Annotated in this window: 21 protein-coding genes; 12 read left to right on the top strand and 9 right to left on the bottom strand. The window is 56.7% G+C overall.

The window, feature by feature from the left end:
• Positions 1–20 precede the first annotated feature (20 nt).
• From dxs to MELB17_RS04390, 4 genes are all read right to left on the bottom strand, one after another.
• Positions 21–1,991: a 1-deoxy-D-xylulose-5-phosphate synthase gene (gene dxs / locus MELB17_RS04405; protein ID WP_007348937.1), complete on the bottom strand. Its 1,971-nt coding sequence runs from the start codon at positions 1,989–1,991 to the stop codon at positions 21–23.
• Between the two features lie 163 nt (positions 1,992–2,154).
• Positions 2,155–3,054 carry a polyprenyl synthetase family protein gene (locus tag MELB17_RS04400; RefSeq protein WP_007348936.1) on the bottom strand — a complete coding sequence of 300 codons (900 nt, stop codon included), beginning with the start codon at positions 3,052–3,054 and terminating at the stop codon, positions 2,155–2,157.
• Positions 3,051–3,347 carry an exodeoxyribonuclease VII small subunit gene (locus MELB17_RS04395; RefSeq protein WP_007348935.1) on the bottom strand — a complete coding sequence of 99 codons (297 nt, stop codon included), beginning with the start codon at positions 3,345–3,347 and terminating at the stop codon, positions 3,051–3,053. The genes MELB17_RS04400 and MELB17_RS04395 overlap by 4 nt, the downstream gene beginning before the upstream one ends.
• An 88-nt stretch (positions 3,348–3,435) precedes the next feature.
• On the bottom strand, positions 3,436–4,242 hold the full coding sequence (locus MELB17_RS04390; protein WP_007348934.1) for an NRDE family protein: 807 nt from the start codon (positions 4,240–4,242) through the stop codon (positions 3,436–3,438).
• 122 nt (positions 4,243–4,364) lie between these two features.
• Here MELB17_RS04390 and MELB17_RS04385 point away from each other — a divergent pair, with 122 nt between their 5' ends.
• From MELB17_RS04385 to MELB17_RS04370, 4 genes are all read left to right on the top strand, one after another.
• Complete coding sequence (locus MELB17_RS04385) at positions 4,365–5,150, top strand: sulfite exporter TauE/SafE family protein (protein ID WP_227498795.1); 786 nt, start codon at positions 4,365–4,367, stop codon at positions 5,148–5,150.
• A 9-nt stretch (positions 5,151–5,159) separates the two neighbouring features.
• On the top strand, positions 5,160–5,948 hold the full coding sequence (gene lgt / locus MELB17_RS04380; RefSeq protein ID WP_007348932.1) for a prolipoprotein diacylglyceryl transferase: 789 nt from the start codon (positions 5,160–5,162) through the stop codon (positions 5,946–5,948).
• Complete coding sequence (locus MELB17_RS04375; protein WP_007348931.1) at positions 5,945–6,784, top strand: thymidylate synthase; 840 nt, start codon at positions 5,945–5,947, stop codon at positions 6,782–6,784. The genes lgt and MELB17_RS04375 overlap by 4 nt, the downstream gene beginning before the upstream one ends.
• Positions 6,785–6,883: 99 nt before the next feature.
• The gene (locus MELB17_RS04370; RefSeq protein ID WP_007348930.1) at positions 6,884–7,399 is read left to right on the top strand and encodes a dihydrofolate reductase; all 516 of its coding nucleotides are present in this window, start codon (positions 6,884–6,886) and stop codon (positions 7,397–7,399) included.
• Here MELB17_RS04370 and MELB17_RS04365 read toward each other — a convergent pair.
• Entirely contained in the window at positions 7,378–8,892 is a 1,515-nt protein-coding gene (locus MELB17_RS04365) for a DEAD/DEAH box helicase (protein WP_007348929.1), read from the bottom strand. The genes MELB17_RS04370 and MELB17_RS04365 overlap by 22 nt on opposite strands.
• A 141-nt stretch (positions 8,893–9,033) precedes the next feature.
• The gene (locus MELB17_RS04360; RefSeq protein ID WP_036183460.1) at positions 9,034–9,378 is read right to left on the bottom strand and encodes a hypothetical protein; all 345 of its coding nucleotides are present in this window, start codon (positions 9,376–9,378) and stop codon (positions 9,034–9,036) included.
• A gap of 116 nt (positions 9,379–9,494) precedes the next feature.
• Between MELB17_RS04360 and MELB17_RS04355 the strand changes: the two genes are divergently transcribed.
• A complete protein-coding gene (locus MELB17_RS04355; RefSeq protein WP_007348927.1) occupies positions 9,495–10,631 on the top strand; it encodes an AI-2E family transporter in 1,137 nt (378 codons plus the stop codon).
• Between the two features lie 166 nt (positions 10,632–10,797).
• The gene (locus MELB17_RS04350) at positions 10,798–12,051 is read left to right on the top strand and encodes an HDOD domain-containing protein (protein ID WP_007348926.1); all 1,254 of its coding nucleotides are present in this window, start codon (positions 10,798–10,800) and stop codon (positions 12,049–12,051) included.
• Between the two features lie 6 nt (positions 12,052–12,057).
• Here the strand turns inward: MELB17_RS04350 and MELB17_RS04345 are convergent, their stop codons facing one another.
• From MELB17_RS04345 to MELB17_RS04335, 3 genes are read right to left on the bottom strand one after another with little or no spacing between them, the layout of a single operon-like run.
• On the bottom strand, positions 12,058–13,509 hold the full coding sequence (locus tag MELB17_RS04345; RefSeq protein WP_007348925.1) for a bifunctional DedA family/phosphatase PAP2 family protein: 1,452 nt from the start codon (positions 13,507–13,509) through the stop codon (positions 12,058–12,060).
• The gene (locus tag MELB17_RS04340) at positions 13,509–14,504 is read right to left on the bottom strand and encodes a GGDEF domain-containing protein (protein ID WP_007348924.1); all 996 of its coding nucleotides are present in this window, start codon (positions 14,502–14,504) and stop codon (positions 13,509–13,511) included. The genes MELB17_RS04345 and MELB17_RS04340 overlap by 1 nt, the downstream gene beginning before the upstream one ends.
• Complete coding sequence (locus MELB17_RS04335; RefSeq protein ID WP_007348923.1) at positions 14,501–15,487, bottom strand: diguanylate cyclase domain-containing protein; 987 nt, start codon at positions 15,485–15,487, stop codon at positions 14,501–14,503. The genes MELB17_RS04340 and MELB17_RS04335 overlap by 4 nt, the downstream gene beginning before the upstream one ends.
• 136 nt (positions 15,488–15,623) lie before the next feature.
• Here MELB17_RS04335 and MELB17_RS04330 point away from each other — a divergent pair, with 136 nt between their 5' ends.
• The 6 genes from MELB17_RS04330 (at position 15,624) to rodA (ending at position 21,503) form a co-directional block, all read left to right on the top strand.
• Positions 15,624–16,880: a glutamate-5-semialdehyde dehydrogenase gene (locus MELB17_RS04330; protein ID WP_007348922.1), complete on the top strand. Its 1,257-nt coding sequence runs from the start codon at positions 15,624–15,626 to the stop codon at positions 16,878–16,880.
• A gap of 3 nt (positions 16,881–16,883) precedes the next feature.
• The gene (nadD, locus tag MELB17_RS04325) at positions 16,884–17,534 is read left to right on the top strand and encodes a nicotinate-nucleotide adenylyltransferase (RefSeq protein ID WP_007348921.1); all 651 of its coding nucleotides are present in this window, start codon (positions 16,884–16,886) and stop codon (positions 17,532–17,534) included.
• A gap of 68 nt (positions 17,535–17,602) precedes the next feature.
• A complete protein-coding gene (gene rsfS, locus MELB17_RS04320; protein WP_018404847.1) occupies positions 17,603–17,959 on the top strand; it encodes a ribosome silencing factor in 357 nt (118 codons plus the stop codon).
• Positions 17,960–17,961: 2 nt separating this feature from the next.
• Positions 17,962–18,432, top strand: a complete 471-nt coding sequence (rlmH, locus tag MELB17_RS04315) for a 23S rRNA (pseudouridine(1915)-N(3))-methyltransferase RlmH (RefSeq protein ID WP_007348919.1) — start codon at positions 17,962–17,964, stop codon at positions 18,430–18,432.
• A gap of 21 nt (positions 18,433–18,453) precedes the next feature.
• Entirely contained in the window at positions 18,454–20,361 is a 1,908-nt protein-coding gene (gene mrdA / locus MELB17_RS04310) for a penicillin-binding protein 2 (RefSeq protein ID WP_007348918.1), read from the top strand.
• Positions 20,361–21,503, top strand: coding sequence for a rod shape-determining protein RodA (gene rodA / locus MELB17_RS04305; RefSeq protein WP_007348917.1), 1,143 nt, complete (start codon positions 20,361–20,363; stop codon positions 21,501–21,503). Before mrdA ends, rodA begins: the two co-directional genes overlap by 1 nt.
• Positions 21,504–21,593 lie beyond the last annotated feature (90 nt).

Raw genomic sequence — 21,593 nt, 5'->3', positions numbered from 1 at the left:
TTGTCAGAGTCAGGCAATTATCAGGAAGACTGCGCGGCTATGCCCGACTGGCTGACCAATCGTTGCACGCGGCCAGTTATGATGCGCTCGATAGTCGCGGCATCCAGACCACATTCCTCTAACAGCTGATTGCGGCTGCCGTGGTCAACGAACTTGTCGGGCAGTCCCAGCTGCAGCACCGGCATGGTAATTTCTTCCTGATTCAACCATTCGCAAACCGCACTGCCGGCGCCCCCGGCGATGGCATTTTCTTCCAGAGTCACCAGCAAATCGTGCTGCTCTGCCAACTGGCGTATCAGGTCTTCATCCAGCGGTTTTACAAAGCGCATATCGGCCACTGTGGCGTCCAGCGCCTGTGCGGCTTTCAGGGCTCGCGGCAAAAGGGCACCAAAATTCAGGATGGCGATACGGCCGCTTGCGCTCTTGCGCTCGCGTTCGCGCACAACCCGGCCTTTACCCAGGGGTAGTGTGTGCAACAGCGGGTCAATCTCGACTCCGCTGCCGCTACCGCGGGGATAGCGCACCGCCGCCGGGCCTTCATGCACCAGCCCGGTGTGCAGTAACTGTCGGGTTTCGTTTTCGTCAGACGGTGTCATCAACACCATATTAGGGATGCAACGCAGATAACTGATGTCGAAGGCTCCGGCATGAGTCGGGCCGTCTTCGCCCACCAGCCCAGCGCGGTCAATGGCAAACAGTACGTCCAGATTCTGAATGGCTACATCGTGGATAAGCTGATCGTAACCACGCTGTAAGAAGGTGGAGTAGATGGCTACCACCGGTTTAGCTCCATCACAGGCCATGCCGGCGGCCAAAGTAACAGCGTGCTGCTCGGCAATGGCAACGTCAAAATAACGCGCGGGAAAACGCTCGGCAAAGGCCAAAAGATCAGAGCCCTCGCACATGGCGGGGGTTATGCCCATTACCCGCTCATCCGCGGCTGCGGCATCACACAGCCATTGGCCAAAGACGTTGGCGTATTTGAGCGCGGCCGGGCCAGATTTAACCGGCGTCGGGTTGCCGCTGGCAACAGTGGTGGCTGCCATGGGTTCTATTTTGTTGATGGCGTGGTAGCCAATCGGGTCGGCTTCTGCGGGAGCAAAACCTTTGCCTTTGGTGGTGACAATGTGCAAAAACTGGGGGCCGCTGAGCTCGCGGATGTTCTCCAGGGTTTCTACCAGTAATGGCAGGTCGTGGCCGTCAATGGGGCCGATGTAATTGAAACCCAATTCTTCAAACAGGGTGCCTGGGGCAATCATGCCTTTGAAATGTTCTTCGGTTTTTTTTGCCAGTTCGCGCAGGCCCGGGGCTATCTCAAGCACTTTTTTGCTGCTGTCGCGCATTTGATGATAAGTGCGACTGGATAACAGCTTGGCAAAATAATTAGACAGGCCACCTACGTTGCGGGAAATCGACATGTCGTTGTCGTTCAGAATCACCAGCATATCGGCCTTCAAATGGCCGGCGTGATTCAGTGCTTCAAATGCCATACCGGCGGTCATGGCGCCATCACCAATCACCGCGATGCTTTTGCGCGTCAGCCCTTGCTGATTGGAGGCAATGGCCATGCCCAGGGCGGCGCTGATAGAGGTGCTGGAATGGCCCACACCAAAGGTGTCGTAAGGGCTCTCAGTGCGTTTCGGGAACCCTGCGAGGCCGTTTTTGCGGCGAATGCTGCCCATCTGTTCGCGGCGTCCTGTCAGGATTTTATGAGGGTAGGCCTGATGGCCCACGTCCCAAACCAGGCGGTCTTCCGGCGTGTTGAACACATAGTGCAGAGCAACCGTTAGTTCCAGTACGCCCAGGCCAGCGCCAAAGTGGCCGCCTGTGGTGCCCACCGACCACAATAGAAACGACCGCAGCTCCCGTGCTAGCTGAGTTAACTGATCGGCGGGTAACTGGCGCATGTCTGCCGGCGAGCCAATACGGTCCAGCATGGGGGTGTTGGGTCGCTGTAAGGGGATTTCCCTGAAAATCATTGTGTCCTGCATCTGCTTGGTTCTTTTTTGCGTAATCGGCAAGGGTTGTAGCTGTATACGCTGTATCTTCTGGTTGTATCAGCCCCGAGCCTTGTCGTTTACCAAGTGTTTATCCCGCAGTGTGCGCCTCGTAGCGGGAGCGACTCAATGCCCGGAATGTTACGCGGGCGTTTGCTTAGTGGCTACGAGCCACTATGTAATCTGCCATGGCGTGCAGGGCGTCGGCCTGAATGCCAAGCCCTTTCAGGCTTTCGTGAGCCTCGGCTAGCAACCTTGCCAAGAGTTCGCGCGCGCCTTTCGGCCCCAATAGTGCGGGATAGGTGGGTTTGCCGCGAGCGATATCAGAGCCTTGGGTTTTGCCCATCACCTCGGTATCGCCTTCTATGTCGAGCAAATCGTCCTGCACCTGAAACGCCAGTCCCAGCGCGCGGGCGTAACGAGCCAGGGCGTCTAGCAACGCGGGGTCTTTTACGCCACCGGCCAGTGCGCCAAGGTGCACACTGGCTTCAATCAGAGCGCCGGTCTTATGGCGGTGCATATTCTCTAGCTGGTCCAGAGTCAGGGTTCTTGCCACAGACTCCAGATCAATAGCCTGCCCGCCCACCATACCGTTTGCCCCGCAGGCGTTCGCCAAGGCTTTTACCATAGCCAGTTTGACTTCAGCGCTTAACCGCGGCGCCGTGGCCAGTACCCGAAACGCCTCTGCCTGCAGAGCGTCGCCAGCAAGTATGGCCGAAGATTCGTCGAATGCGATGTGGGCGGTGGCGCGGCCGCGGCGCAGATCATCGTTGTCCATGGCCGGCAAGTCGTCGTGCATCAGCGAGTACGCGTGAATCATCTCCAGAGCACAAGCTGGTGCCAGAGCTATTTGGCGCTGACCGCCAACGGCTTCGGCAGCGGCTAGGCAAAGCGCTGGACGAATGCGCTTGCCACCACCCAGCAAGCCATAGCGCATGGCGTCCTGCAGGCGCTGGGATGCGCTGGCTTGATCCATATAATCGGCTAGCTGCTGGTCAATCTCAGCGCGGCAGTGTTGCAAAAAATCACTGGCTGGCAAGCGGGTGATGGTGTTCACGAATCGCTGCTCTGATCGCCCTGCCCACTTTGTTCAAGGAACGGTCGGGTTTCCAGACTGCCATCGCCGTTTTGTATCAGCATTTCTACCCGCTGCTCTGCACTTTTCAGGGCTTGTTGGCAATCACGGGTAAGGCCGACGCCACGTTCGAAGGTAGCCAGTGATTGCTCCAGTGTTAACTCGCCGTGCTCCAGGTCACGCACCAGCTGTTCCAGCTCCTCCAGGGATTTTTCAAAGCCACCCAACGAGGGTGCTTTTGTCGCGGCAGCCGCGGTGTCTTTTTTGCCAGCCATAAAAGCCTCCGCTGTGATCGAATCGAATAATGCCGCCAGACGGGGCACTAGAATGTATTATCCGGCGGATTATAACAGAGCCTGTGGGCTACTGCTGCCAGCACATTTGCCGACATTCACCGGATTTGCCGCCGGGTTGCCAGGTTTGCTCGGTAACCCGTATTTCGCCACTGGCGGCCACGGTCACGACCGTGGTTACGCGGGTGCCGTAATGCTCGCCAATAATGAACGCCGGTGACAACATGCGCTCGGTATCAAGGCTCACCCCGGTGCGGGGCAACAAATGATCCGGGGCCGGAGTGGCATCTATCAAGTGATTGATTAGCGTCTGGTGCAAAGGCTCACTGTCTTCACCGGCTGCGACGACGGTGCTGGTGACATGTTGGCGCAGACGCAACAGTTTGGGCCAGGGCGTTTGCAGCAGGTGATTGCTAACGCCGTAGCTGCCGCGGTGCAGGCTGCGCCCCGGGTGAGCGTCGCGGTTGCTGAAATACCAGCCGCCAGAGCCTGCCGCGCGTTTCTGGCCGGCATCGAGTGTCACCAGATTAAAACCGGAATAGCGGCTGGCGTTATCGGCTAAGTGCCTGTGCAAGGCTTGGCGCGATTGTTGTAAGGCGCGCAGAGGCAAATCACCGCGGCTAATAACGCCGGGCTCCGGGCTGCCTTCGCGCACATTGGTGACCGCGCTGACAACACCGTTGGCGCTGACAGCCAGCCAGGTACCGCCGGCCTGTAAATCCCGGCCTGCCAGAACCGGCTTTGAAGCCAGCGCATGGCTTGCACCAGTCCACCACTCCATAGCGGCCGTAGGCCGGTTGAAGAATTCATCCCGGTTAGCAGCAACCACCAGCGGATAGTGCCGATTCTGGCCCAGAGTAAACGCAATCAAACACATATTCGCGCTATTTCCTTAACGATGTGTATACAGAGGGTTGGTGCAATGGAGCCTTGTTTTCACAAGGTGTATCATACCTTCCCATAAATGTAACGGCGGTGTGCGCTGCAATGTCTTTCTTCATGCTTTTTTCGCTGTACCTCGCCTTGGGGGCGCTGGCGGGCAGTCTAGCCGGCTTGTTTGGCATTGGTGGCGGACTGGTTATTGTGCCGGTATTGATCTTCAGCTTTGGTGCCCAAGGCTTTAGCCCCGATATCGCCGCCCACATGGCAGTGGGGACCTCGCTGGCCACTATCGTGTTCACCTCGCTAAGTTCGATACGCTCACATCATGTCCATGGCGCAATTCGCTGGGACATTTTCCGGGCAATGACCATAGGCATCGTATTTGGTGCCTTAATCGGTGCCTGGACCGCATCACTGCTTAGCGGGCCAGCGCTGGAGCTGATCATTGGCGTATTTGTGATTGTGGTTGCGGTAAAAATGTTGCTTGGCTTTGATCCAAAACCAAGTCGATCGGTGCCTGGCAATACAGGGTTGAGGGCAGCAGGCGTCGTGATTGGCTGGGTGTCGGCCATCTTTGGAATTGGTGGCGGTACATTAACCGTGCCCTACTTAAGTCGCTGCAACATTAAGATGCAGCACGCTATTGGTATTTCCGCAGCCTGCGGCCTGCCCATAGCGCTAGCCGGAGCTCTGGGCAACTTGTGGACCGGCTGGGGTGACCCACAATTACCGGCATACAGCCTTGGTTTCATCTATTTGCCGGCGCTGGTCGGGGTCATACTGACCAGCGTGCTATTCGCCCGTGTGGGTGCCAATCTGGCGCACCGCCTTAACGCGCCCCTATTGAGGCGCATCTTCGCCATTATGCTGGTGCTGATCGGCCTCCGCTTTCTACTAAGTTAAGGGATTACAATGTTGCAACACCCGCAGATCGACCCGGTCGCCATTGCCATCGGGCCACTGAAAATACACTGGTATGGCCTGACTTATCTGGTCGGCTTTGCGGCCGGCTGGTGGCTGGGGCGCCTACGCAGCCGCAAACCCTGGTCGCCGGTCAATGAAGAGCAGGTAGGTGACCTGCTGTTCTACCTGGCGCTGGGAGTTATTCTGGGTGGCCGCTTTGGCTATGTCATCTTTTACAACTTTGACGTGTTCCTGGCGGACCCTTTGTGGCTGCTGCGGGTGTGGGAAGGCGGCATGTCGTTCCACGGCGGCCTGCTGGGTGTCATGCTGGGCATGTGGTGGTACGGTCGTAAAATAGGCGCAGGCTTCTGGCGCATGACCGATTTTGTTGCGCCACTGGTGCCTGTGGGCCTGGGGGCAGGGCGCATCGGCAACTTCATCAACGGCGAACTCTGGGGTAAACCCACGGATGTGCCCTGGGGCATGGTATTTCCGCAAGCGCCAGACGCCTTGGCGCGACACCCCTCCCAGCTTTATCAGTTCGCCCTCGAAGGCGTGCTGTTCTTCATCATACTGTGGTGGTTCTCGGCCAAACCCAGGCCGCGTATGGCCGTATCTGGCCTGTTTCTGATCTGCTACGGCGTGTTTCGCTTTGCGGTGGAATTCGTGCGCGAGCCCGACGCCCAGCTGGGCTATCTGGCTTTTAACTGGCTTACCATGGGGCAAGTGCTGTCATTACCCATGGTGATAGCTGGCCTGATTCTGATGACTATAGCCTACCGGAGAAACGCCGTATGAGAGCCTACCTGGACCTGATGCAAGACATAGTCGACAACGGCAGCAACCGTGGTGACCGCACCGGTGTAGGCACCCGCTCGGTATTTGGCCGCCAGGTTCGCTTCAATCTGCAGCAAGGTTTCCCCCTGGTAACCACAAAAAAGATTCACCTGCGCAGCATCATCCAGGAACTGCTGTGGTTCCTGCAGGGCTCCACCGACAACAACTGGCTGACCGAACGCAAAGTCAACATCTGGAATGAATGGGCTCTGGATAACGGTGATTTGGGCCCCATATACGGCAAACAATGGCGCAGCTGGCAGTGTCAAGACGGCCGCGTGATTGACCAGATCAGCGACCTGATCGACCAGATTCGCCAAAAACCCAATTCCCGCCGCCTGATTGTCTCCGCCTGGAATCCGGCCGAACTGCCCGACGAATCCATCGGCCCTCAAGACAATGTGCGCCAGGGCCGTATGGCACTGGCGCCATGTCACTGCCTGTTCCAGTTCTACGTCAACGACGGTAAACTCTCCTGCCAGCTTTACCAACGCAGTGCCGATCTGTTCCTGGGCGTACCCTTCAACATCGCCTCCTATGCCTTGCTCACCCACATGATTGCCCAGCAGTGCGATCTCGACGTTGGCGAGTTCGTACACACCTTTGGCGATTGCCACCTATACAGCAATCACCTGACTGACGACATCGTATTTGAACAACTCAAACGTGAACCAAGGGCGCTGCCAAAGTTGGTGATCAAGCGGAAGCCTAACTCCATCTTCGAATACAATCTGGACGATTTTGCGTTCAAAGGCTACGAGCCATATCCCGGAATAAAAGCACCGATTGCAATTTAATAGTTGAGTTAGCGAGGCGTTTTTTAGCCGCTATACATCGCAGCCTTGCAGCCCCTCAAATTTAATCTTCAGCTTTCCGTGTTAAAAAAGGAAACCACCATGCAAAAAGCACTCATTGTCGCCATGGCTCAAAATCGCGTCATCGGCCGCAACAACAAGTTGCCATGGTACCTACCTGGTGACCTGAAATACTTCAAACAAGCCACCATGGGCAAACCCATCATCATGGGCCGAAAAACATGGGATTCCATTGGTCGCCCCTTACCAGGACGTATGAACGTGGTTATCTCACGCAATGAAGAATGGCAGGCACCGGCAGGCATCACTGCAGCCACAACTTTGCAGGCAGCACTAAAAAAAGCCGAAGCACAGGCCGAACTGGATGGTATTGAAGAAGTCATGGTGATTGGCGGCGGGCAAATCTACGCCGAGGCGCTACCGCTGGTGGATCGTATTTACATTACCCTAGTGCATGCGAACGTGGAGGGCGATGCTTACTTTCCGGAAGTGAACTGGGAAGAGTGGGAAGAAATCGGACGGGAGGATTTCTCCGCGTCCGATAACAACCCTTACAACTACAGCTTCGTAGTGTATCAGCGCTTGGCGTCAGACTGACGCGGCGGGCGCTTGCCAGAGGGCTTGCCGGCAAACTTGCCTTTGCCGCCTGGCGCGCCGCTACCCGGACGCTTATTGTAGCTACCAGGCTTCGGGCCCTTGCGGAACTCGCCAGGGCGACCGGCTTTGCGGTCACGATTTGGCTGCGTGGTTGATACTGCCGGCAGAGCTTCCGGCTGCTCCAGCGGCAACGAGCCTGGTTGAGTGGCTTCCAGCATGCACGCCAGAGCGCCTGCAACCATCGTAATGTCCATCTCGTTGCGCTCGGCAATATCGTCCAGCATCGCCATTGCTTTGCTCAGTTTGCGATCTTCCGCAAAACCGACCAGTTGGCTTTCAAACTGATCTACGCGCATCTTCTGCAGCGCCGCGGGCGAGGGCAACTCATAGGCTTCCATGGTCGCATTTGTAGCGCGCTCCAGAGTGCGCAGCCAGCTACGCTCCCGGGGCGTTACCAACAGAATGGCTTTACCATCACGACCGGCACGGCCAGTACGACCAATGCGGTGAATATATGCTTCGGTGTCGTAAGGTACGTCGTAGTTGATTACGTGTGTGATGCGCGGTACGTCCAGACCGCGGGCAGCAACGTCTGTGGCTACAACGATGTCTTTCTTGCCACGCTTCAGGTCTTCAACCGTCTGCTCGCGCTGACGTTGGTTCAGATCGCCGTTCAAGGGCGCTGCAGCGTGGCCGCGAGCAGCCAGCTTTTCCGCCAACACGATGGTTTCGGCCTTGGTGCGCACAAAGATGATCGACGCATCAAACGGTTCCACTTCCAGAATGCGGGTCAGGGCATCAAGCTTGCGCTCAGCGTACACCGGCAGTACGTACTGGGAGATAGCGTCAACCGTGCGGCTTGCGCTTTCGATACGTACTTCAACCGCATCTTTCAGATAGGTCTGAGCAACCTTCTTGATTTGCGGCGGCATGGTGGCCGAGAACAGGGCGCGCTGACAGTTGTCCGGGGTTTTCGACAGAATCGCTTCAACGTCATCAATAAAGCCCATGCGTAGCATTTCGTCGGCTTCGTCCAGCACCAGGGCTTTCAGGTTATCCAGCTTCAGAGTGCCTTTGCGCAGGTGGTCCAGCATCCGGCCAGGAGTGCCAACAATAACGTGAGCTCCGCGGCGCAAGCCTTTAATCTGCGGGAAAAAGTCTTGACCGCCATAAATCGGCAGCACATGAAAATTAGGGAGCTTGCTGGCATAGGTGGAAAATGCCTCGGCCACCTGAATGGCCAGTTCGCGGGTAGGTGCCAGAACCAGAATCTGCGGCGCGTTGACGTTTGGGTCCACCCGGCTCAGCAGTGGCAAAGCAAAGGCGGCGGTTTTACCGGTGCCGGTCTGGGCTACACCCAGCAAATGGCGGCCAGACAATAGCGCAGGAATAGATTGCGCCTGTATTGGTGTGGGGGTTTCATAGCCAACGGCGGTCACCGCTTCAAGAACGGCAGGATTAAGCCCCAGTTCGGCAAAAGACAATTCAGACATTGATGTACTCGGAATTCGAAAGGTAAAGCATTGACGTGCAATGCGTGATGGGATCGGATTATACCGGTTTTGTTGCTGCTTTAATATGCAAAAATGAGTGCTGGCCCGTAGGTAGTTGTCCGCGGATGTCAAAAAGGGGCGTTAGGCGCCCTTATCAGGCTCAGGGTGACGATTTGAACGTTTGTCGTCCCAGCTCAATTCCTGTGGTCTGTACCAGCCCATGGCCCGTAATACTTTATCGCGTGTTTGTATCGACAGGGTAACCCAAAGCTGCTGGAAATCTTCCAGGCCCTGCTCACGCAGGCGGGCCTGCCTACTTTGCAGTCGGCTAACGGTGCGAGGCAGGTTTAGCGCGGCACCCAGCTGGCCGGGCACTGTCACTTCTTGCCCCAGTAATGTGCGGCGGTGAGTGCGCGCTGCCAGCACTCGCTGCAATTTAACAGCGGCGTCGAGCGCTGTGTCTTCGGTAAATGTGTTTACTTGCACTGATTCGGCTCGCAATAATGATAATTTTTTAATAAATCACGACAAACTGCTAGCTATCCCTGCGCCTATGGTGCCGTGGTAGGCTTAGGTCCGCAACAAGGAGAGTTAGGATCACTATGTACGCAAAACTTGAAACACGCGCCTTTTTGGCCATGCTGGTCGGGGTCTCAGTCGCCTTTATATTGCTGATGAAACCTTTTTTCGGGCCGATATTCTGGGCGGTGGCCATTGCCCTGATTTTTCATCCGGTTCAGCTGAAACTGGCCCGGCGCTTTGGCGACCGGCCCAACACCAACGCCTTGATTACCCTGTTTCTGTGCATGGTGATTGTGGTCATTCCCGTATTGTTGTTGGTGGCTTCCCTAGTAGCAGAGGGCATCGGCCTGTATCAGAAAATTCAGACCGGCGACGTGCGCCCCGGCGAATATATCGATCAGGTGAATCAGTCGTTCCCGGCCATTCAGTCTTTTCTGGCGCAGTTTGACATTAGTTTCTCTGAGCTGCGTGATCGCACCGTTAATCTGGTGGTTAGCGGTAGTCAGTTTCTGGGTAAGCAGGCGTTAGGTCTGGGTCAGAATACGTTCCAGTTTTTTCTTGGTCTGGCATTGATGGTGTATCTGGCGTTCTTTCTACTGCGCGATGGCGTAAGTCTGGTGGAGCTTCTGATCCGCGCCCTGCCGCTGGGAGACGAACGTGAGCGCCTCCTGTTTGCCAAGTTTGCCGAAGTTACCCGGGCGACGGTAAAAGGAAATCTGCTGATTGCTATTATCCAGGGTGCCATGGGCGGCCTGATTTTTTGGATTCTGGGTATTGAGGGCGCGCTTCTTTGGGGTGTGGTGATGGCCATTGTGTCGTTGTTACCTGCGGTGGGTGCGGCACTGGTGTGGGTGCCTGCCGCTATTTACTTGGCCGCGGTAGGCGATGTAGTTCAGGCGCTGATATTGACCGCCTTCGGTGTTGTGGTGATTGGTCTTGCCGATAACGTTTTACGCCCGATTCTGGTTGGGCGCGACACCAAACTGCCAGATTACATTGTGTTGCTGTCTACCCTTGGCGGCCTTGCCATGTTTGGTATCAACGGCTTTGTTATGGGCCCTTTGGTGGCGGCGCTGTTTAACGCTTTTTGGGGTATTTTTATTCGCGAGTTCAGCCACGAATCGCCGATTACCCAAGCGTGGTTACGCGGCGGCGAGGCTAAAGATTCAGGCAAGGCTGATACGCCCTTAGAAACGGATAACACCAAGCTCCGCTAGCCGCTGGGGCACTGCTTAAGCTTTCAGGGCGGGCTGAAATAATCGATTTTCGCGGCTAATGAATGCCGGGTTCAACCGTTTGTACATGGTTGTTTTGCGCACCGCTGACTACACTTTGAGTCAACACGGCCTTTATTTATAAATTACGCGCCAGAGGAGTACCTTCATGGAAGGTCAGGAAAGCCTGTCACTTCGCCAGCTGAAAGCTTTCCAGCCTTTGAACAGGCTAACCGATGATGAGCTTGTGCTGCTGGCCAGCCGAGCTGAACGCTGTGTGTTTAAAGCGGGTAAAGGCATCATGAAACGCGGTGCTTGTGACGGCCAAGAGTTTTTTCTGTTGGCCGGCGAAGTAGAGCTGACGTCCGAAGACGGCCGCCAAGGCCGCATTGCTGCCGGCAGCGAGCGCGCGCAGAACCCCATCGCCCGTCTGCAGCCGCGCATGTATGACGTAAGAGCGGTCAAGCCTTGTGAATTTTTGGTGATTGCCCAGGATGTCTTGGCGCAGATGCTGGGGCGGGCACCTATGAACCAGGTGGAAATGCAAGCCAGTGATGGCGACCAAGTCAGCAGCGAACAGCAGCAACTGTTGATGGAATTCCATTCCGAGCTGCGCTCGAATCAGGTTCAGCTGCCCAGCGTGCCGGATGTAGCCTGGAAAGTGCGGCGTCTGGTAGACCGAGAGGATGCCGGGGTAGATCAGGTTGCTATGGCTATATCGGCAGATCCGGCGATGTCTGCAAAGCTGGTGCGAGCCTGCAATAGCCCTCTTTATCGCGGTTTTAACGATGTCCGCAATGTACGCGAGACAGTGGTGCGTCTGGGTCTGAAGACAACCCGCCAGCTGGTGACCGTATTCGCCATGCGTGACGTGTTTAAGAGCCGTCAGCCGTTGCTGAAGAAACACATGGAGCGTTTATGGCAGCACTCTCGCGAAATGGCAGCGCTGTGCTGGGTGCTGGCTGATGAGGCGACCAAAGTCAACCCGGAAGAGGCCATGTTAGCCGGGTTGCTGCACGACATTGGCGTGGTGCCAATATTGGTGCACACAGAGCATTATCCCCATTTGTTTAACGACGAAGATCGCTTATTGGCGGTCATCGCAGAGCTGCGCGCAGATACTGGTACCGGGGTGCTGGAAAACTGGGCGTTTCCTGCACCGTTTTTAGAAGCGACCCGCCACGCCCAAGACTGGGGCTATGCCAGCGATCAGCCGCAACCGCAGCTGGTAGACATAGTGATTGTGGCGCAAATGCACGCCATGATTGGTTCTGGCCAGAGCGAGGGGTTGCCACGTTTTGATCAGTTGCCTGCTTACAGTCGTCTGGGCGGGCTTGAGCTGAATGCGTCGCGCAGCCTGGATCTGTTAACCCGCGCCCGCAGTCGTGTGGATGAAGTCAAACAGCTGCTGGCCATTCGTTAGGCTCACTCAGCTGATGGCCGGCGCGTAGTCGGCCAGCGCTTGGGGCCAGCGCAAATAAAGATAGCCTCCGCAAAATACTAACCAGGCCGTGAAAGCCGCAGCGGTTGTGCTGTCTGGATAGAGCGCGATGCGGTCATAACGACTGTAGCTTGCGCGTACTAAACCAGTGACCGCCAGTCCCAGCAACAAGCCACCCACAATATCGCTAAACCAGTGCACACCCAGATAAAGCCGACTTAACGCCACCGGAAGCAGCGGCAGCGATGCCAGCGTATATATCTGCCATCGTTTGCGGGCGTCGGCTTCGGCTGCAATAAAACCAGCCGCAAGGGTTACCAGCACCGTAATGCCGGCGGTATGGCCGCTGGGAAACGAACCGGATTGCGGCGGTGCAAATACTATTTCCGGTCGTGCTGCAGCAAAACCGTTTTTCAGTGCCCACACCAGAACAGTGGTCAGCACGCCGGCGGCCAGGCAATGCAGTGCGCCGGCGTAAAAACCGCGAAAGGTCAAGGCCAGGCAAGCAAGCGCGGTGGCTATCAGTAAAATCGCCGGGTCGCTTAACGAGGTAATCGCAACAGCGGGTATGTCTAGCAGCGGTTGGCGCCAGGCCGTAAACCATTCTAGTACTGCTTGATCAAAAGGCCGCAGAACATCGGTAAATACCGCAAGCTGGCCCCACAACACAAACAGACTGGCGCTGCCCAGACCCAGCATAAGAGATGCCAGCGGAAACTCGCCCTGGTTAGTAGGGCGTTGCTTGCTGTACAGATGCCAGAATCGATGGCTGGCACGGTAGTTTTGCATCACTTGCTCCAGATACTGGTACACACGGCCGCGGCCCGTCAGGCCCAGGTGTGCGCGAAATAACACCAGATACACCAGCAACAGAACCCCCACACTGACCAAGCTAACGGCATAGACGTGGGGCGGTGGCCTTAACTCCGACGTAAGCGCGCTGCCTACTAGAAATCCCGGCAATACATAAACGGGTGCCCATGCAATAGCCGAGCTGATATTGAAGACAACAAAGCGGTGCCAAGGCATCCAAAGCGCACCAGCAACCAGGGGAATGATGGGCCTGATCGGGCCAATAAAGCGCCCCGCCACAATACTAAAGGCGCCGTGCCGGTAAAAAAAGGCCTCTCCGCGGGCCACGATGGCCGGGTAGCGGCTCATGGGCCAAACGTTATTAAGCCTTCCGGTCAGCAGGCGCCCCAGGGCAAAGCTCAGGGTATCGCCGACAATGGCGCCAAAAAACACCCAGAATAGGGCCTCGCCCAGCGCCATACCGGTCTGTCCGGCCAAGGCAGTCAACGCAAACAGAATGGCCACGCCGGGCACCAGTAGACCGGCAACCGCCAGCGACTCCACCAGGGCAGTGGCAAACAGCGCGGCGCTCAACCAGCCCGGATTTGCAGCCACTAAAGCGCTAAGCTCACCCAGCCAGCCCGGCATTATAAGGCTACGGATCCGGGCGCAAACCGTACACTGTTGCCGCCCGTTTTACGGGCTTGACTAGCGCCGTTATGGGCCCTGTCTATCAAAGCGTTGCTTTCGCTATCAGCGGACAGGCATGTGGTGCAGCCTACACTGACGCTGCTGCTTTCGACCGGCAGCCATTGCCGTTCGGCGATCGTGCGACGAATGCGCTCGGCGATTACTCGCGCTCCTTCCTCTGGGGTGAATGGCAATATCAGGAATAGAGTCGATTGGCTAAGGGTATAAAGAGTATCGCCGGCGCGAATGATTTCGAACAGCTGCTGAATAATTTGCCGCTGCAAGGCAGTCAGAGTGTCGTTGCCATGCAGGGTCGCCACCTCATCAGCGTGATCTATATCCAGAGCAATCACCGACAATGGATGTCCTGTTGCCTTGGCTCGGCTGATTTCCTGTTGCAGGTTTTCGTCAAGAAACCGGCCGTGGTGAGCTCCCGTCAACGGATCGATAATGGTCAGGTCATTCGCAGATTGCGCCATGGTACTGTAGCGCCGCACTGCCAGCGCGCCGGTTCCAAGTAGCATGGCCATGCCACCGAAAGCCGCCAGAGCTTCTGTGGTGCCGGCTTTCAGCATTAACAGCAGTGTCATCAGTACCAGCAATAACAGCGACAGGCCCAGGCCTTCGCGCGCCGGCAGAATGAGCAAGTTCAGCGCTAACAAAGGCATTGCCCAGTGGCTGGCAGCCTGGCTCTGACTAGCAGCGCTGGTCGCCAGCACGGCGCCATTGAGGGTGCACAGCACAATAAAATGACCTTTTGCGGTCAATTGCTGGCGCCTGTTCATAATGGTGTAGGCCAGGCCTGATCCGGCCAACACAGCCATGGCTAGAGCGACAAAAAACAGCCCGTAAAAGCCGTAACGCAGATTTAGCAGGCCCAGCATCAGCAAGAATAGGGCGGTTAGCAGATACGCTATGCCATGGGTGCGGGTGCGCAGCCGGGTTTCGGTCATGCCTTTGGCTCCTGGTTACGCCCGTTGAAGGTGTGGCTGTTATTACTGGCGTGTTGCTGGGCTCTGCGCAACGCGCCTGTAACGCTGTGTTGCAGGCTGTTGGCGTCATCGCCGATGTTGAGCCCGGCGGCGCCGGTGCTGAGTGTCATTGTCAGTTGGTGACTGTGTAACAGTTGTTGCACGCCGCGCTGCAGAGCCTCAGCCTGCCGCGAGGCCTGGGGGCTGGTAATACCGGGAAGAATGATCAGGAACTGAAGATCTGCAACGCGATAATAAGCATCAAAGTCGCGGATGTGGCTGTGCAAATAGCGCCCGATTTGCGGCAGAATCGAACGCAAATCGGCGCCCGCCGGCTCTGCATCGTTGCTGGTTTTTAATGCCAACATGATGACTGACAGGGTTGTGCCTTCACGCTCGCTGCGTTGAATCTCTTTATTTAAATCGGAGGTCAGATGTTGCTGGCTGGCGGCGTTGGTGAGCTCGTCGGTGCGGCGCAGGGGCATTAGCTGGCGGCGTTTGAACTCCAGCAGAAATGCCAGTATCAGGCTGAGGAGCAGGGTCAGAAAAAAAGCGCCGATCATCTGATGGCGTTGGGCAATGCCGCTGGCTTGATACACCATAAACATGGCGATGGCGACAACCGCAACAATGGCAATCCACGCCCCGCGCCACGGCACTGCAACATAGGCCAACAGTGGCAGGCCGTAGAGCCAGTAACTCATAAACCACCGGTCTGTTAATGCGGCAGTGGCCATCAAAAGCACCAGAATAATAAAAAATCCGGCGCGCAGGGCAGGCCAAGGCGCGGCACCATGGCGTTTGTGGAACGTCGGGCTGCACACCACAATGCCGGCAATCGTTGCAGCGCAGGCGGCTAACAGTGGTTCACTTGCCAGCACACTGAGCGCAGCCATAACTGCAGCACCAATGAAGGCGCTGTGGGCAAGGGGTTTTAACAGCACAGAGCCGGCCATCGTGGCCATGTTCGTGTTCCTTTATAGTGGCAACTGGTTTTCGGAGTTCAAGGCACGAGTATACTAGTTGTTTGGGGTGCGTACTTGAATGCAGACAGGTAAAGTTATGGCTCTTGCGACATCAGGATTCAAAGGTAACAAGCGGATGGACATTGCAGCATACATGAATGAGGTGGGTGCCCAGGCCCGTGCAGCAGCGAAACACGTTGCCCGATCAACCACAGCGGTTCGTAATCAGGCGCTGCTGGCTATGGCTCAGGCCCTGGACGCCGCCCGCGACGAACTGGCAGAGGCCAATCAACAGGATCTTTCTGCGGCCAAGGCCAGTGGCCTCGATAGCGCTATGCTGGACCGTTTGGAACTGACGCCGGCGCGGGTAGACGCCATGATTGAAGGGCTACTGCAGGTGGCTGGTCTGGCAGACCCAATTGGCGTAATAACCGACATGGTCTATAGGCCTTCGGGCATTCAGGTCGGTAAAATGCGTGTGCCGCTGGGCGTTATCGGGATTATCTATGAGTCACGCCCGAATGTGACTGTTGAAGCGGCCAGCCTTTGTCTGAAGTCTGGTAACGCCGCGATATTGCGCGGCGGTTCTGAATCCATTCACTCCAATCAGGCGATTGCGCGCTGTATTTCCAGTGGTTTGGCTCAAGCCGGTCTGCCGGAAACGGCCGTTCAGATTATTGCCACCGCCGATCGCGCCGCAGTGGGCGAGCTGATCACTATGCCGCAGTACGTTGACGTTATCGTACCGCGCGGTGGCAAAAGCCTGATTGAGCGCGTTAGCCGTGACGCCCGGGTTCCGGTTATCAAGCACCTTGATGGCGTATGTCACGTTTATATCGACAGTCACGCCGATCCTGAAAAGGCGCTGGCGGTGGCCGTGAACGCCAAAACCCAACGTTACGGCACCTGTAATACCATGGAAACTCTGCTGGTGGATGAGGAAATCGCCGCCGATATACTACCGCTGCTGAACGCTGCGTTCGTAGAAAAAGGTGTAGAACTGCGCGGCTGCGAGCGCAGTCGGGAGATTGTCAGCGAGATGACGCCGGCGACAGAAGCCGACTGGGAAGCAGAATACCTGGCCCCTATTCTTGCGGTAAAGATAGTGGACGGTCTGGACGGCGCTATTGCTCATATCAGTCAGTTCAGCTCCCGGCATACTGACAGCATTATTACCGAAAATTACACCCGCGCCCGGCGCTTTCTTACCGAAGTGGATTCCAGCTCGGTGATGGTGAATGCCTCCACCCGCTTTGCCGATGGTTTTGAATACGGTCTGGGCGCGGAAATCGGAATTTCCACTGACAAAATTCACGCCCGCGGGCCAGTGGGGCTGGAGGGCCTGACGTCGCAGAAGTACGTGGTGTTCGGTGACGGCCATATCCGGGTTTAGCGCATGCATGTAATTTATGGTGGAACCTTTGACCCAGTGCACCACGGCCACCTGCGACTAGGCCTCGAGGTTAAGGATTATCTGGGAGTGGCCCAGGTGCACCTGGTGCCCAGCTACACTCCCCCGCACCGTGGCGCGACAGGCGCAACCGCCGACCAGCGACTCCGGCTTTTGCAACTGGCGATTGCGGGCGAGCCGGCGTTGGCGATTGACTCGCGCGAGTTGGACCGCGGCGGCAAATCCTTTACCGCGGACACCCTGCGCCAACTGCGCGCCGAATTGGGCCCGGATTGCCCACTGGTGATGGCCTTGGGTACCGATGCGTTTGCCGGTTTTGATCGCTGGCGCCAGTGGCAGGAAATTCTGGCATTGGCGCATATTGTGGTGGTCAACCGCCCCGGGCCGGCGCTAAACCCACAGGGCGTGCCCGCCTTTTTGCTGTCGAAGCATTACGTCGAACACGGCAATGAGCTTAAAAGCTCGCCTTGTGGCCGAATTGTAATGTTTGCGCCGCCCTTGCTGGATATTTCCGCGACCGCCATTCGTCAGCGTCTGGCGGAGGGTCATTCCGCGCGCTACCTGCTGCCTTGGCAGGCGCTGGCAGAAATTCACCGGCAAGGGCTCTATGGTGCCTGCCCTGCGGTGGAACTTTAGTGCTACAATCGCGTAATAACGACTTTTCGGGCGGCCATTCTGGCCAGAGCCCGGGCAACAGGGTGATTATGCAGGCCGAACAACTGAAAGATCTGGTAATAAACGCGCTGGAAGATGTAAAAGCCCAGGATTTAAGTGTCATTGATGTGCGCGAGCGCACCGGTGTCACCGACTTCATGGTTTTGGCGTCTGGCACGTCCAACCGACACTTGAAAGCGTTGGCCAATTCGGTCGTCGTTGACGCGAAAGAGCAGGGTGTTCGGGTTGATCATATAGAAGGCGCAGGCGGTAGCGACTGGATACTGGTGGATTTGGGTGACGTTGTGGTGCATGTAATGATGCCGGCGGCCCGCGAATTTTACGACTTGGAACGATTTTGGCGTGACGCCCCTGCACCTGATTTTGGTCTCGCGGGCGGCGAATAACCATGCGTTTACGTCTGATCTGCGTGGGGCAAAAAATGCCCGACTGGGTCAGCGCCGGTTATCTGGATTACGCTCGCCGCATGCCGCCGGAGTTATCTCTGGAACTGGTCGAAATCGCCATGGCACACCGGGGTAAAAACCCGGACATCCCCAGACTCATGCAGCGCGAAAGCGATGCCATTCTTGCCGCTACCCAACCGAAAGACCGGGTGGTAGCGCTGGAAGTGGGCGGACGGCCTTGGTCGACAGAAAAACTGGCTGCGCAACTGGAAAACTGGCAACAGGATGGCCGCAACGTCAATTTTTTGGTGGGCGGGCCGGACGGGCTCGCTAACGCCTGTCGCCAGCGAGCCGACCAGCAATGGTCTTTGTCGCCGCTGACGCTGCCTCACCCGCTGGTACGCATTGTGTTAGCGGAGCAGCTGTATCGAGCCTGGTCCATTACCCGCAATCATCCTTACCACAGGGCGTAAGGTGCACGATGGGAGTGCTTCATGCCTTGGGGTGAATTCAAGAACATAGCCGCTGAACGTCGTTTGTTCCAGCGCCGCACTCTGGTCATGCTGATTTTTGTGATGTTGCTAATGGGAGCATTGATTGCGCGCCTGTATCAGTTGCAAGTAGTAGAACACGAGATCTACACCACGCTGTCAGACAAAAATCGGGTTCAGGTGCAGTCAGTGCCACCGCCTCGGGGTTTGGTATACGATCGCAATCGCGTGCTACTGGCGGAAAATCGCCCGGTGTTCAGCGTGACTCTGGTGCCCGAGCGCATTACTGATATGAGCGCTACCCTGGCGCGCTTGCAAACCATTCTGTCCATTTCCGATGAAGACCTTGAGCGCTTTCAGCGCCGCTTGAAAGAGCGCCGCCGTCCGTTTCAGGAATTGCCTCTGCGTTATGATCTTAATGAAGAAGAAATCGCCCGGCTAGCGGTGCTGCGCCATGAGTTACCGGGCGTAGAAGTGCAGGCCGAGCTGGTGCGCTACTACCCCTACAGCGAGTTTACCGCCCATGCCTTGGGCTTCGTGGGGCGCATTAATCAAAGTGAGTTGCAGCGTATTGATCCGGTTAACTACGCCGGTACTAATTACATCGGAAAATCTGGAATTGAGCGTTTTTACGAGCAGCAGCTGCACGGCAAGGTTGGCTACCAGCATGTTGAAACTAACGCTCGTGGCCGCACCCTTAGGGTGTTGGAGCGCAAAAATCCGGTGCCCGGTGAAAATATTCAGCTGCATCTGGATTTGCGCTTACAGAAGCTGGCCCACAAGCTGCTTGACGGTCGGCGCGGAGCCATTGTGGCGATTGAACCGGCAACAGGCGGCATTCTGGCGTTGGCCAGTGTGCCGGGGTTTGACGCCAACCAGTTTGTGACCGGCATCAGCGTAGAAGACTATCGCGAACTGAGTGAAAGCCGCGATAAACCTTTGTTCAACCGCGCCCTTCGTGGGCAGTACCCCCCTGGCTCTACTCTGAAACCGATGCTGGCGATTGCGGCACTGGATAGCGGTGCAACAAATCACACACGCCGGGTGTGGGATCCGGGTTATTTTCAGTTTAACTCGTCTGGACGGCGCTATCGAGACTGGAAACGCTCAGGGCACGGGTGGGTTGACCTTAACCTGGCCATAACCCAATCCTGCGATGTGTATTTTTACGAAATCGCGGTGGACATGGGGGTTGATACCATTCACCACTATCTTTCTCGATTTGGATTCGGTGAAGACGCCGCCCTGGACGTGGCGGGGGCGTTGAGTGGCCTGCTGCCGTCGAAGGAATGGAAGCAGGGCGCACGCCAGGAGCCCTGGTACCCCGGTGACACGGTTAATCTGGGTATTGGCCAAGGTTTTATGTTGGCCACGCCCTTGCAGCTGGCAACGGCAACAGCGTTGATTGCCGACCGTGGTTATTGGGTAGAGCCGCGGCTGCTAAAAAGTATTGACGGCAACAACGATCTCACGAGTTTTTTGCCGGAGCAAAATCACGCACCGTTAACGCTAAAGAATCCGGATAACTGGGAGTTTGTAGTGGAGGCCATGGCCGATGTGATGCATGGTGCGCGCGGAACTGCCCGAGCCGCTGGCGCAAACGCCAGCTACCGAATGGCCGGTAAAACCGGCACGGCTCAGGTTTTTTCCTTAGCTGAAGATGAAGAGTACGATGCGGAGGAAGTGAAAGAGCGGCTGCGTGATCACGCGCTGTTTGTTGGTTTTGCGCCGGTAGATAATCCTCAGATTGCTGTGTCGGTGATTGTGGAAAACGGCGGTGGCGGCAGCAGTACCGCTGCGCCGATGGCGCGCGCCCTGTTTGACGCCTGGCTGTTGGAATTCGGCGAAGGCGGGGGTGATAGAGATGGCAGCGCCGCCGCAGACATCGCCAATGTTGAGGGCCCTCGCTGATGGCCAATCGGGATATATTACACGGCACCGACAGCAGCTCCTTGGGGAACCCCCGCGGTTTCTGGGCTATGGTGCATCTGGACCCCATTCTTCTGGTGTTGCTGCTGATATTGATGGGTGGCGGCCTTTTTGTGCTTTACAGCGGTGCCGACCGTAATATAGACGTTGTCAAGGCTCAGGGTATTCGTCTGGGAATTGCCTTCGTCGTAATGGTCGTGCTGGCCCAGCTTGACCCCGCCGTGTTTCGCCGCTGGGCACCGCTGTTTTACACCCTCGGCCTGGTGGCGCTTGTGGCTGTGCTGCTGGTGGGTGTTGGTGCCAAGGGCGCTCAGCGCTGGCTGGCGGTTCCCGGCTTGCCCAGGTTCCAGCCTTCGGAATACATGAAGCTGGTGGTGCCGATGATGGCCGCCTGGTATCTGTCGCGTCACTATCTGCCGCCAGGTTTGCGTCATCTGGCGGTGGGTATGGCCATTGTGTTGGTGCCTATGGCGATGATCGTCAAACAGCCTGATTTGGGCACCTCCCTGCTGGTCGGCATGGCGGGTATTTTCGTGGTGTTTTTTGCCGGTATCAGCTGGAAGCTCATTGCGGCATTTTTTGCGTTGGTATCGGTGTCGGCGCCGGTGATGTGGATGTATGGCATGCGCGATTACCAAAAACAGCGGGTGCTGACCATGCTGGACCCGCAAAGTGACCCGCTGGGGGCAGGCTGGAATATCATCCAGTCTAAAACCGCTATAGGTTCCGGTGGCTACGATGGCAAGGGCTGGCTGCACGGCACCCAGTCGCATCTGGAATTTCTGCCCGAAAGTCACACCGACTTCATTGTGGCGGTGCTGGCTGAAGAGTTTGGCTTTGTCGGCATGCTGGTTTTGCTAACCGTGTATTTTCTGATTATTCTGCGCTGCCTTCACATTGCAGTTTCTGCCCAGGATTCTTTTAGTCGCTTGCTGGCAGGTGCATTGACCATGACGTTTTTCATCTATATTTTTGTCAATATTGGTATGGTCAGCGGTATGTTGCCTGTGGTGGGCGTGCCGCTGCCCCTGGTCAGTTACGGCGGTACCTCCGGGGTTACCCTTATGGCCGCCTTCGGGGTGTTGATGTCGATTCACACCCACCGCCGTATGATCTGTTCGTGAACAGTTCCGGAGCGCAACCATGGCTGCTCGGTAATGGTGTAGTACCAGCCGCAGCCGTTAGAATGGGGCTCTGCCCGCTTTTGCGGTTTC

This window comes from Marinobacter sp. ELB17, assembly GCF_000169375.1.
Classification (GTDB): domain Bacteria; phylum Pseudomonadota; class Gammaproteobacteria; order Pseudomonadales; family Oleiphilaceae; genus Marinobacter.
Note: the sequence above shows the minus strand (reverse complement) of the source record. Positions and strands in the feature narration are given on the sequence as shown.

Bases quoted from the DNA above. Each gene is read 5' to 3' on its own strand.
- MELB17_RS04385 (WP_227498795.1), top strand. From the start codon at position 4,365: ATGCTTTTTTCGCTGTACCTCGCCTTGGGGGCGCTGGCGGGCAGTCTA.
- dxs (WP_007348937.1), bottom strand. From the start codon at position 1,991: ATGCAGGACACAATGATTTTCAGGGAAATCCCCTTACAGCGACCCAAC.
- MELB17_RS04365 (WP_007348929.1), bottom strand. From the start codon at position 8,892: ATGTCTGAATTGTCTTTTGCCGAACTGGGGCTTAATCCTGCCGTTCTT.
- rsfS (WP_018404847.1), top strand. From the start codon at position 17,603: ATGCAGGCCGAACAACTGAAAGATCTGGTAATAAACGCGCTGGAAGAT.
- MELB17_RS04345 (WP_007348925.1), bottom strand. From the start codon at position 13,509: ATGCCGGGCTGGCTGGGTGAGCTTAGCGCTTTAGTGGCTGCAAATCCG.
- lgt (WP_007348932.1), top strand. From the start codon at position 5,160: ATGTTGCAACACCCGCAGATCGACCCGGTCGCCATTGCCATCGGGCCA.
- MELB17_RS04340 (WP_007348924.1), bottom strand. From the start codon at position 14,504: ATGACCGAAACCCGGCTGCGCACCCGCACCCATGGCATAGCGTATCTG.
- MELB17_RS04390 (WP_007348934.1), bottom strand. From the start codon at position 4,242: ATGTGTTTGATTGCGTTTACTCTGGGCCAGAATCGGCACTATCCGCTG.
- rlmH (WP_007348919.1), top strand. From the start codon at position 17,962: ATGCGTTTACGTCTGATCTGCGTGGGGCAAAAAATGCCCGACTGGGTC.
- MELB17_RS04350 (WP_007348926.1), top strand. From the start codon at position 10,798: ATGGAAGGTCAGGAAAGCCTGTCACTTCGCCAGCTGAAAGCTTTCCAG.
- nadD (WP_007348921.1), top strand. From the start codon at position 16,884: ATGCATGTAATTTATGGTGGAACCTTTGACCCAGTGCACCACGGCCAC.
- mrdA (WP_007348918.1), top strand. From the start codon at position 18,454: ATGCCTTGGGGTGAATTCAAGAACATAGCCGCTGAACGTCGTTTGTTC.
- MELB17_RS04395 (WP_007348935.1), bottom strand. From the start codon at position 3,347: ATGGCTGGCAAAAAAGACACCGCGGCTGCCGCGACAAAAGCACCCTCG.
- rodA (WP_007348917.1), top strand. From the start codon at position 20,361: ATGGCCAATCGGGATATATTACACGGCACCGACAGCAGCTCCTTGGGG.
- MELB17_RS04375 (WP_007348931.1), top strand. From the start codon at position 5,945: ATGAGAGCCTACCTGGACCTGATGCAAGACATAGTCGACAACGGCAGC.
- MELB17_RS04355 (WP_007348927.1), top strand. From the start codon at position 9,495: ATGTACGCAAAACTTGAAACACGCGCCTTTTTGGCCATGCTGGTCGGG.
- MELB17_RS04370 (WP_007348930.1), top strand. From the start codon at position 6,884: ATGCAAAAAGCACTCATTGTCGCCATGGCTCAAAATCGCGTCATCGGC.
- MELB17_RS04335 (WP_007348923.1), bottom strand. From the start codon at position 15,487: ATGGCCACGATGGCCGGCTCTGTGCTGTTAAAACCCCTTGCCCACAGC.
- MELB17_RS04330 (WP_007348922.1), top strand. From the start codon at position 15,624: ATGGACATTGCAGCATACATGAATGAGGTGGGTGCCCAGGCCCGTGCA.